The organism is Roseospira visakhapatnamensis, assembly GCF_014197915.1.
Lineage (GTDB): Bacteria > Pseudomonadota > Alphaproteobacteria > Rhodospirillales > Rhodospirillaceae > Rhodospira > Rhodospira visakhapatnamensis.
Genome location: NZ_JACIGK010000009.1, coordinates 146185 through 156026, shown reverse-complemented (window position 1 = coordinate 156026; position 9842 = coordinate 146185). Strand labels below are relative to the sequence as shown.

General features: G+C 72.0%; 7 protein-coding genes. 5 read left to right on the top strand and 2 right to left on the bottom strand.

Annotation, left to right across the window (positions count from 1 at the left end; all coding sequences use genetic code 11):
• The first annotated feature begins 395 nt into the window (after positions 1-395).
• Complete coding sequence (locus GGD89_RS07865; protein ID WP_184043835.1) at positions 396-749, top strand: phasin family protein; 354 nt, start codon at positions 396-398, stop codon at positions 747-749.
• Positions 750-1008: 259 nt separating this feature from the next.
• On the top strand, positions 1009-1407 hold the full coding sequence (locus GGD89_RS07860) for a ribbon-helix-helix domain-containing protein (protein WP_343058561.1): 399 nt from the start codon (positions 1009-1011) through the stop codon (positions 1405-1407).
• A 19-nt stretch (positions 1408-1426) separates the two neighbouring features.
• Here the strand turns inward: GGD89_RS07860 and GGD89_RS07855 are convergent, their stop codons facing one another.
• Positions 1427-2041, bottom strand: a complete 615-nt coding sequence (locus tag GGD89_RS07855; protein WP_184043833.1) for a hypothetical protein — start codon at positions 2039-2041, stop codon at positions 1427-1429.
• Between the two features lie 327 nt (positions 2042-2368).
• Between GGD89_RS07855 and hrpB the strand changes: the two genes are divergently transcribed.
• Positions 2369-4879 carry an ATP-dependent helicase HrpB gene (gene hrpB / locus GGD89_RS07850; RefSeq protein WP_184043832.1) on the top strand — a complete coding sequence of 837 codons (2511 nt, stop codon included), beginning with the start codon at positions 2369-2371 and terminating at the stop codon, positions 4877-4879.
• A gap of 45 nt (positions 4880-4924) precedes the next feature.
• On the opposite strand, the gene GGD89_RS07845 is transcribed toward hrpB, so the two are convergent.
• Positions 4925-6379 carry a GGDEF domain-containing response regulator gene (locus tag GGD89_RS07845; protein WP_184043830.1) on the bottom strand — a complete coding sequence of 485 codons (1455 nt, stop codon included), beginning with the start codon at positions 6377-6379 and terminating at the stop codon, positions 4925-4927.
• Between the two features lie 246 nt (positions 6380-6625).
• Between GGD89_RS07845 and GGD89_RS19730 the strand changes: the two genes are divergently transcribed.
• The gene (locus tag GGD89_RS19730; protein ID WP_221238372.1) at positions 6626-8488 is read left to right on the top strand and encodes a dynamin family protein; all 1863 of its coding nucleotides are present in this window, start codon (positions 6626-6628) and stop codon (positions 8486-8488) included.
• Positions 8489-8657: 169 nt separating this feature from the next.
• Complete coding sequence (locus GGD89_RS07835) at positions 8658-9821, top strand: ATP phosphoribosyltransferase regulatory subunit (RefSeq protein ID WP_184043828.1); 1164 nt, start codon at positions 8658-8660, stop codon at positions 9819-9821.
• The last annotated feature ends 21 nt before the right edge of the window (positions 9822-9842 follow it).

Below are 9842 nucleotides of genomic sequence, written 5' to 3'. Positions count from 1 at the left end.
TGGGCTTCACCCGCTTTCACCTCCGTGGCCTCGGCAAGGTCAAAACCGAATGGGCGCTCGTCACCCTCGCTTACAACTGCAAGCGGATGGCCCGCCTCAGGGCCGCATGACACCCGCGCCACCACCTAAACTCAAGGCCGCGCGGCCAAACCCGACAGACTGCTAGGCGGGTGTTTTTGTGCGCCGCACAAAAAAGCGATTGACACGGTGCCGAATCGTCCTAAACTAACGGTTATGTTGCAGCGCAGCATGCCGTGATGCCCCCCGCGATGCCCGGTCGTCCGATCGTCGGATGGGCCATCGACCGACGGGCCACGGTGTCTGCCCCGGGGCCGCGCGCCCCGCTTGAGACACACCGCCGCCGGCACACCGGCGGTCAAGGAAAGGACCCCGCCATGATCAAGACCGTTGATGACCTGATGGCCTTCAATCGGGCGAACGTCGAGGCCGTCACCACCGCCAACCAGGTACTGGCCCAGGGCTTCAAGTCGCTGAGCGAGGAGTCCCTGACCTTCTCGTCCAGGACCATGGAAGAGACGGTGGCCGTCACCAAGAAAATGAGCACCTGCAAGACCCCGACCGACATCACCAGCCTGCAATCCAAGCTGGTCAAGGACAACTGGGAGGCCCTGGTCGCCCAGACCAAGAAGATGACGGAGATGAGCACCGCCGTCGTCAAGGACGCCCTGGATCCGCTGAACGCCCGCTACAAGGCGGTGGTGGATGGCATGATGCGCGTCGCGTCGTGACCCCCCCGGGGCGGCGAGGGCACTCGCCGGCCCCGGTGACACGATACGCGGCGCCGGCCAGCGCCCGGGGTGGATCGGTCGACGATACCCGATCCCCGCCGGGCGTTCGTGTGTTCATGCCCCCGCGCGCCCGTTTCCCGCGTCTCCGGTCGCGGGACCCACCCGCCCGGATCCGCGCACCCCGGCCCGTGTCCGGATCCGGTTTCAGGTCCGGTCCTGGGCCGGCCTCCGGGTCCGCCCTTCTGGGAGTCGCCTCGCCATGACCGCCGTGCCCGCCAGACCCGCCCCCGCCTCGATCGTCGGGTCCGCGCCGGTTTCCGTCGCCGCCGCGTCGGTGGCCCGGGGACCGTCCCGCCGCGCCCCCGCCGCGCCGATGCCCGCATTGCGCGCCCGGGTGCGCAAGCGCTCCATCAGCATCGCCGGCCACGCCACCAGCGTGTCGCTGGAGGATCCCTTCTGGGAGGCGCTGCGCGAGATCGCGGCCGCGCGGGGCTGCTCGGTCGCCGATCTGGTGCGCCGGGTGGACGCCGCCCGCGCCGCCGGGGTGGAGGAGGGCGAGGACGGCGACGGCGGCCCGCCCGCGAACCTGTCCAGCGCCTTGCGCGTGTTCGTGCTGGACATGGTGTGCGCGGGGCAGGGCACGACCGGGGAGGACTGACGGTCAATGACCGCTGGTCTCATTGCATGCGGTCGAGAAGGGCGCGCACCTGAATGCGGTACTCGTTTTCTGGGATCAGGCCTTGCTCCTTCAAGGATCGTAGTTTTTGCAAGCGGGTACCAACCTCGTCGCGGGACAGCCGGTCTTCCGCCGAGACACGTCGGGTTTCGACCACCGCCGCAGGCGTGGACAGACCCGTGGTTGGGAGCGAATCCGCACCTCTCGACGGGGACGGGGCCGCCGCCGTTCCCGGTCTGATCCGTGGATCCCCAAGGGATACGGTGATGTTGGACGGATACTGATAGGCAGCACCGCTGCTCATGTCCACGGCGGCGCCAATGATCCCGCCGGCGATGATGTTGCCGAATGCCGCCCCCTTTGTGCCGGATTGCACCGAGGTCTTGCCGGTGCTTCCGTCCGGGTGGGTGCAGGTGATCACCAGGTCCCCATACGCGCGGGTCACCGTTGAGGCGCCGGGCGTCTTTGCGACAGTCCAGGAGCCCTTCTCGTTGGTCATCGAGCACCGGGCCCCATCGCGAGGGGTTGTGCCGACCACCATGGATTGAGTGGTTCCCGTGGTGATGGCCGCGCAGCCGCTCAAGCCAATCCAAAGAGCACCACTCAGGACCAGCATGCTGTATCGTGTGACTGGCGTGCCCCCCTGACGCCGGTTGGCATGACCTGTTGTGGGGTCGCGGCCCATCATCGCCACCGTCGCGGGTTTTTCACATTTGGGGTGACGTGTCCTCACGGGCGCATGCATGACATTTCCTCCAGAATCATTATGGTTGTATCGCAAGATGGTTCTTGCACCTTTTTGGGGCTATAATCAAGTTATACTCTTTTTTTACGAGATTTTTCCGTACGCGCCTTGACCGTGACTCGACCACAAGAAACGCATAAAAATCTTGTTGTGGGCGCGCACAGGACATTTTTACTTCTCAAGTAGCGTTCACCACTCATGACCTGGTTCCCCATCGATCCCGTCCTGCCCGACCTGCGGGCCGCCCTGGCCACCGGCCCCAACGCCGTGCTGCTGGCGCCGCCGGGCGCGGGCAAGACCACCCGGGTGCCGCTGGCCCTGCTCGACGCGTGCTGGCTGGCGGGAGGGCGCATCCTCATGCTGGAGCCGCGCCGCATGGCCGCGCGCGCCGCCGCCCGCTTCATGGCCGCGTCCCTGGGCGAGGCGGTGGGCGAGACGGTGGGCTACCGGGTGCGGCTGGACAGCGCCGTGGGACCCCGGACCCGCGTCGAGGTGATCACCGAGGGCATCCTCACCCGCCGCCTTCAGGACGACCCGGCGCTGGAGGGGGTCGGCGCCGTCATCCTGGACGAGTTCCACGAACGCTCGCTTCAGGGCGATCTGGGCCTGGCGCTGTGCCTGGACAGCCAGGGCGCCTTGCGGCCCGACCTGCGCCTGCTGGTGATGTCCGCGACCCTGGACGCCCTGCCGGTGGCCGCCCTGTTGGGGAACGCGCCGGTGATCGAAAGCCAGGGGCGCCAGCATCCGGTGACGCTCCATCACCATCCCGCGCCCGCCCCCGGTCCGGACGGCCTGACCCGAGCGGTGACCGGGGTGGTGCGCCAGGTCCTGGCCGAGGACGCCGGGGACCTGCTGGTGTTCCTGCCCGGAGAGCGGGAGATCGGCCGCGTCGCCCGGGCGCTTGGCGACCTGTCCGGTGTGGCGGTGCTGCCGTTGCATGGGTCCTTGCCGGCCGCGCGCCAGGACGCCGCCCTGACGCCCCGGGCGGACGGTCACCGGCGGGTGGTGCTGGCCACTACTATCGCCGAGACCAGCTTGACCATCGAGGGCGTGCGGGGGGTGATCGATTCCGGTCTGGCGCGGGTGCCCCGCTTCGATCCGGGCTCCGGCCTGACCCGCCTTGAGACGGTCAGGGTTTCCCAGGCATCGGCGGCGCAGCGCGCCGGGCGCGCCGGCCGCCTGGGGCCGGGGGTGTGTCACCGGCTGTGGCCGGCGGCGGCCCACGGGGCGCTGGTGCCGTCCCTCCGTCCCGAGATCCTGGATGCCGACCTGGCGCCGCTGGTGCTGGATCTGGCCGCCTGGGGCGTGCGCGACCCGGCGGCGCTGGCCTGGCTGGATCCGCCGCCGGCCGGGGCCTGGGCGGCGGCGCGGGACCTGCTGGCCGGGCTGGGAGCGCTGGATACGACCGGGCGGGTCACCAACCACGGCCGGGCGCTGGCGCGGTTGCCGCTGCATCCCCGGCTGGCGCACATGGTCATCCGGGGTCAGGAGGACGGCCTGGGCGGGCTCGCCGCCGACATCGCCGCCCTGCTGTCGGATCGCGACCTGCTGGGCGCGGGCGCCGGGGTGGATCTGCGCCAGCGCCTGGATGTGCTGCGCGGGCGGGGGCCTCGAACCATGGCCCATCCCGGCACCCTCCACCGGGTGCGCGAGGCCGCCCGCCAGATCCGCCGGCTGGCCGGCATCCGGAGCGACACGCCCGCCGTGCCCGATACCGATCCCGGGCGGCTGCTGGCCCTGGCCTACCCGGACCGCGTCGCCCGCCGGCGCGACGGCGGCCCGCCCGGCCGGGTGCTGCTGTCGGGCGGTCGCGGGGCGACCCTGGACGCGGCCGATCCCCTGGCCGGCGCCGCGTGGCTGGCGGTGGGGGCGGTGTCCGACCGGCCCGGCGCCGAGGCCCGGGTGCGGCTGGCCGCGCCGCTGGACGAGGCCGACGTGCGGGCCGGACGGGTGGCGCCGGTCGCCGCCGCCGATGTCATCCAGTGGTCCCGGCGCGACGAGGCGGTGCTCGCCCGCCGCCGGACCACCCTGGGCGCCCTGGTGCTGCGCGACCAGCCGCTGGCCGATCCCGACCCGGCGGCGGTGACGGCGGCGCTGCTGGAGGGGGTCCGCGTGCTGGGCCTGGAGTCCGCCTTGCCCTGGACTCCGGCGGCGTGCTCGCTGCGCGCGCGGGTGGGGTTCGTGCGTCATCACCAGGGGGCGCAGGCTGGCTGGCCCGACCTGTCCGATGCCGCGCTGACCGCCACCCTGGATACATGGCTGGGACCGTTCGTCGCCGGCATGACCCGCCGCGCCCATCTTCAGCGCCTCGACCTCACGGCGGCGCTGCGCGCTCTGCTGCCCTGGGATCTGGCGCGGCGGCTGGACGATCTCGCCCCCCGTCATGTCACCGTGCCCACGGGCGCGCGCCTGACCCTGGACTACGGGGATCCCGAGGGGCCGGCGCTGTCCGTTCGGGTGCAGGAGGTGTTCGGCCTGGACGTCCACCCCACCCTGGCCGGGGGGCGGGTGCCGGTGGTGCTGCGGCTGCTGTCGCCGGCCCGCCGGCCGGTGCAGGTCACCCGCGACCTGCCGGGCTTCTGGCGCGGCGCCTGGGCGGAGGTGCGCAAGGAGATGAAGGGACGTTACCCCAAACACCCCTGGCCCGAGGATCCGGTCGCGGCGGCGCCCACCACGCGCGCCAAACCCCGGGGCGGCGGGGAACGATAGGCCCGCGTGGTTCCCGCTCCCGGTTTCCCGCGCCCGCTCACGCGGCTACGCCTTGCCCATGACTCGGTCCCGCCCCGCCTGCTTGGCGGCGTACAGCGCGGCGTCGGCGCGCTCCAGTACGTCGCCGAGGGTGGTGTCGTCGGGGCGGGGCGCGGCGACGCCGATGCTGACGGTGAACGAGATCACCGCGCCGTCCGGTTGGCCCTCCACCACGGGCACGGCGATCCGGGCGATCGCCTCGCGCAGGCGCTCGGCGACCCGGTCGGCGGATTCGAAGGGTGTTTCCGGCAGCAACGCGACGAACTCCTCGCCGCCGTACCGACACAGGATGTCGATTTCGCGCAACTGATGCAGGCATACCGCGACCACCGCCTTCAGCGCCCGGTCACCGACCGCGTGGCCGTGGCCATCGTTGATCCGCTTGAAGTGGTCGATGTCCAGGATCAGCATCGAGAGCGCGCCGGCATACCGGCGCGCGCGCCGCAGTTCCCGGTCGCCCTGGTCCATCAGGGTGCGGCGGTTGCCGATGCCGGTGAGCGGATCGGTGGTGGCCAGGCGCTTGAGGTCTTCTTCCATGGCCTTGCGCCCGCTGATGTCGCTGAACGACAGCAGGGCCGAGGGGGTGTCGTCGAAGGTCATGGTGATGGCCGAGACCAGCGCCCACGACCGATGCCCGGCGTGGGTCTTGATCTGCGCCTCGAAGTCGCCGGCGCGGCCGTGCAGGCGCAGGCGCTCGAACAGGCGGTCGCGGTCCTCGGGATCGCACCAGATGGCGTCGTCGTGCCGGGTCGCGAACAGCCCCAGTCCCTGGTTCGCGCTGTCGTTGGCGAACAGGACCCGTCCCTCGGCCATCGACAGGATGACGATCGGCAGCATGGGCGCGTCGAGGATGGAGCGCAGGCGGCGTTCGCTGTCCCGCAGCGCCCGGGTGCGCTCCGCGACCCGGTGCTCCAGGGTGTGGGTCCAGGCGGCCAGTCGGTCGCGATGCCGGGCCAGGGCGCGGATGGTCTCGAACGATCGCAGGGTCGCCACCAGGCTGGTGTGCAGCCCGGTGTCCCTCCCCTCCGGCGCGCACCGGCAGTCGCTGATGTCGAGGTGGACGACGGTGTCGGGGTCGGGGGCCCGGTCGGGGTGAGGGACGCGCAGCATGAGGCGCGTCTCCCGGTTGCCCTGCGTCTCGCGAAGCCACCGCGCCAGGCCCAGTCCGCCGGCCTCGGCGTCCAGCGCCATGTCGATCAGGACCACCGCCACCTCCGAGTCGCCGGACAGCAGCGTCCGGGCGTCCTCGATCGCCGGAGCCAGGCGCAGGTCCACGGTCCGGCCGCCGCGGGCGAGATCCTCCAGAACCCGGCGGGCGACCGTGCGCGCGGCCGGGTCGTTGTCCACCACCAGCACCCTCAGGACCTCGGCCCTGGCGTCGTCGGCGCACGTCTGCTCTGGGCGTGGGGCGGTCATCGTCGTCGCGGTGTCGCTGTGCGGTGAGGCGCGCTGATCCGGCATGGCGGGTCCTGGTGTCCCGGGTGAACGCCACGGCGTCCTTGACGAGCCCGAAAGAACGGTGTCCTTACGGAGCGAAAAGATGCGCCGGGTGACGACGCGGGCGCAACCCTTTGGCGGAATCCCCGATGGCGAGTCCGGGCACGAAGGCGCGTGCCGCGCAGCGACCGTTGGACAGCGCCGGTTCGGCCCCCTACACTGCGCCGGCTTTCCGGCCCCGCCACCCCTTCCAACCGACGAGAGCGCCCCATGAGCACACCCAAGTCCCTGCGCAAGCGCCTGCGGACCCTGGAGAAGCATCTGAAGACCGAGTATCCCGGTCTGGTGACGCTGTTGCCCACCTTCCGCCGCGTGGATGCGCTGCTGTATCGCATGGGGCTCCTGGATCGCGGTGAGTCCCTGGCGACGCGGATTCCGTGGTGGCCGTTGGTTAGCGTGCTGGGGACCTTCTCGGCCGGCAAGTCCACCTTCATCAACAGCACCCTCGGCGTCCCCCTGCAGGCCACCGGCAATCAGGCCGTGGACGACAAGTTCACCGTCATCTGCTACGGCGAGGGCCAGGAGGCGCGGGTGCTGCCCGGCACGGCCTTGAACGCCGATCCGCGCTTTCCGTTCTTCCGCATCAGCGACGAAATCGAAAAGGTGGCACCCGGAGAGGGTAAGCGCATCGATGCGTATCTGCAACTCAAGACGGTGAACAGCCCTCTCTCCAAGGGGCTGATCCTGATCGACAGCCCGGGCTTCGATTCCGATGATCAGCGGCGCTCGACGCTGCGCATCACCGACCACATCATCGACCTGTCCGATCTGGTGCTGATCTTCTTCGACGCCCGCCATCCCGAGCCGGGCGCCATGCACGACACCCTCCAGCACCTGGTGTCCAAGACCGTGCGTCGCGCCGACACCACCAAGTTCCTGTACATCCTCAATCAGATCGACACCACGGCGATGGAGGACAACGCGACCGAGGTGGTCGGCGCCTGGCAGCGCACCATCGCGCAGGCGGGGCTGATCAGCGGCCGATTCTACGCCATCTACAACAGCGACTGCGCCGTGCCCATCGACAACCCGGCCCTGGAGGCGCGCTACGAGGCCAAGCGCGATCATGACATGGGCGAGATCACGGCGCGCATCCAGGAGATCGGCGTGGGCCGCTCCTACCGCATCATCGCCATGCTGGAGACGGTGATCAACGAGCTGGAGAGCGAGGTCCTGCCGTATCTCTCCAAGCAGCTCCGCCGGTTCCGGGGTCAGGTGATGATCCTGGACATCGTCTGGGCGGTGGTTCTCGCCGCCGGCCTGGGTGGGGTGGTGGCGCTGTCCGGCGGCGACCTGGTGACCGATGTCGGCACATGGGTGAGCGGCACGGCGGCCCCGGCGGTCGCCGAGGGAGGCGCGACGGTCGCCCCCAAGGCGGCCGAGGTCGCCGGAACCGGGGCCGGAGCAGGCGCCGGTGCCTCGGGCGCGGCACAGGAGTCCGCCTCGGGGCTGGACTGGCGCGCGCTCGCCGAGCAGGCGCGGGACGTGGCCGCGCAGGGGATCAGCCAGGGCACCGCCGCCCTCTCCCAGGCGGGAACGTGGCTGGGCGACGCCCTGAGCGGGATCGGCCAGGGGGCCGGCGCCGTGGCCACGCGCGTCCTCGCCCTGCTGGTCGGGCTGTGGCTGCTGTTCCAGGTGGGCCACCAGGCGGCGCGGGCCGTCGTCGCCGCCCGCCTGGCGCCGCAGGTGAGCGACAGCCTGGGGCACATGGGCCTGGACCCGCGCGCCGCCTTCCGCCGCAACACGGGCTTCGGCCGGCGGGTCTACCGGTCCCGGCCGGTGGGCTGGACGGCGGGCGCCGAGCGCAAGCTGGACGCCATCCGGGACATCGCCATGACCCAGGTCCAGAAGCTCAACGATCTGTTCGCCGATCCCTCGGGTCGCCGGGGCGTGGGCCCGAGGCGCGGGGTCTCGGCGCCGCCGTCGTCGCCCGCGCCCGCCACGGCCCCGGCCGGCGCGACGGCATCGGGCGCGGCGGCCTCCGCCTTCGCACCGCCACCGCCCGATCCGCTGGCGGTGCCCGATCCGGACACGACGCCGGGCGACGCGGGGGACGCGCGCCCGCGCGCCTGATCCGTCCGGAGCGTCTCCACGGGATGCGGGGGCGCGCCAGGGGATGTCGGGGGATGTCGGGGGGCGCCCCGCGCGGCAGCCCCAACGGCCCCTTCGCATCCTGTCCTGTTGGCTCCCCCGAGCGACCCGTTTTCTGTCTCCCGACCTCTTGAGAGGTGCGTTTCCGACCATGACCGACACGCCCAATCCCGCGCTTTTGCCCAACGGCCTGAGCGATGGCCTGCCGCCGCGCGCCGAGCACGAGGCCGCCATCGGCGACCGTCTGCTGGCGGTGGTACGCGGCCACGGCTACCAGCGGGTCAAGCCCCCGCTGATCGAGTTCGAGGAAAGCCTGTTGTCGGGCACCGGGCGGGCCCTGGTGCACGATACCTTCCGGGTGATGGACCCCGTCTCCCAGCGTATGATGGGGGTTCGCCCCGACTTCACGGTGCAGATCGGGCGGATCGCCACCTCGCGCCTGCATCAGGAGCCGCGACCGCTGCGGCTGTGCTACGCGGGGCAGGTGCTGCGGGTGCGCGGCTCGCAGTTGCGGCCGGAACGCCAGTTCACCCAGGTGGGGGCGGAACTGATCGGCGCCGATGAGGCCATCACCACCGTCGCCGACGCCGAGGTGGTGGTGATGGCCGCCGAGGCCCTGCAGACCGCCGGGGTGACCGGGGCGACCATCGACCTCACCCTGCCGACCCTGCCGGCCGTGCTGTTCGACACCCATGGCGTGCCGGCGGCGGCGCGGCCGGCGCTGCGCGCGGCGCTGGACCAGAAGGACACGGCGGCGGTGCGGGAGCGGGCGCCCTCGGCCGCCCTGGGCGACCTGCTGGTGGGGCTGATCCGGGCCACCGGCCCGGCCGACGAGGCCCTGGCGGCCATGGCGGCGCTGGACCTGCCCCCGGCGGCCGCCCAGCGGCACGCCGATCTCGCCGCCCTGGTGGCTCGCATCCAGGCGGCCCGGCCCGACCCGGCGCTGACGGTGGATCCGCTGGAGGGGCGGGGCTTCGAGTACTACACCGGCTTCGGGTTCTCTATCTTCGCGCCGGGCGCGCGCGGTGAACTGGCGCGCGGCGGGCGCTACACGGCCGGGCGGGGTGATCGGGTCGAGCAGGCCACAGGCTTCACCGTGATGATGGACGCCGTGCTGGATGCCATTCCCGCGCCCGTGCCGCCGGCCCGGGTGCTGGCCCCGGAGGACGCGGATCCCCGCCTAGTGGCGCGGCTGCGGGCCGAGGGCTGGGTGGTGCTGGACGCGCTGCGCCCGCTGGACGATCCGGCCGCCGAGGCCCGCCGCCTGGGGTGCAGCCACGGCCTCGGGGCCGACGGTCCCGTGGTTCTCGGGTAGGCCGCCGCGTCCAAGCCGCCC

Bases quoted from the DNA above. Each gene is read 5' to 3' on its own strand.
- GGD89_RS07865 (WP_184043835.1), top strand. From the start codon at position 396: ATGATCAAGACCGTTGATGACCTGATGGCCTTCAATCGGGCGAACGTC.
- GGD89_RS07860 (WP_343058561.1), top strand. From the start codon at position 1,009: ATGACCGCCGTGCCCGCCAGACCCGCCCCCGCCTCGATCGTCGGGTCC.
- GGD89_RS07855 (WP_184043833.1), bottom strand. From the start codon at position 2,041: ATGCTGGTCCTGAGTGGTGCTCTTTGGATTGGCTTGAGCGGCTGCGCG.
- hrpB (WP_184043832.1), top strand. From the start codon at position 2,369: ATGACCTGGTTCCCCATCGATCCCGTCCTGCCCGACCTGCGGGCCGCC.
- GGD89_RS07845 (WP_184043830.1), bottom strand. From the start codon at position 6,379: ATGCCGGATCAGCGCGCCTCACCGCACAGCGACACCGCGACGACGATG.
- GGD89_RS19730 (WP_221238372.1), top strand. From the start codon at position 6,626: ATGAGCACACCCAAGTCCCTGCGCAAGCGCCTGCGGACCCTGGAGAAG.
- GGD89_RS07835 (WP_184043828.1), top strand. From the start codon at position 8,658: ATGACCGACACGCCCAATCCCGCGCTTTTGCCCAACGGCCTGAGCGAT.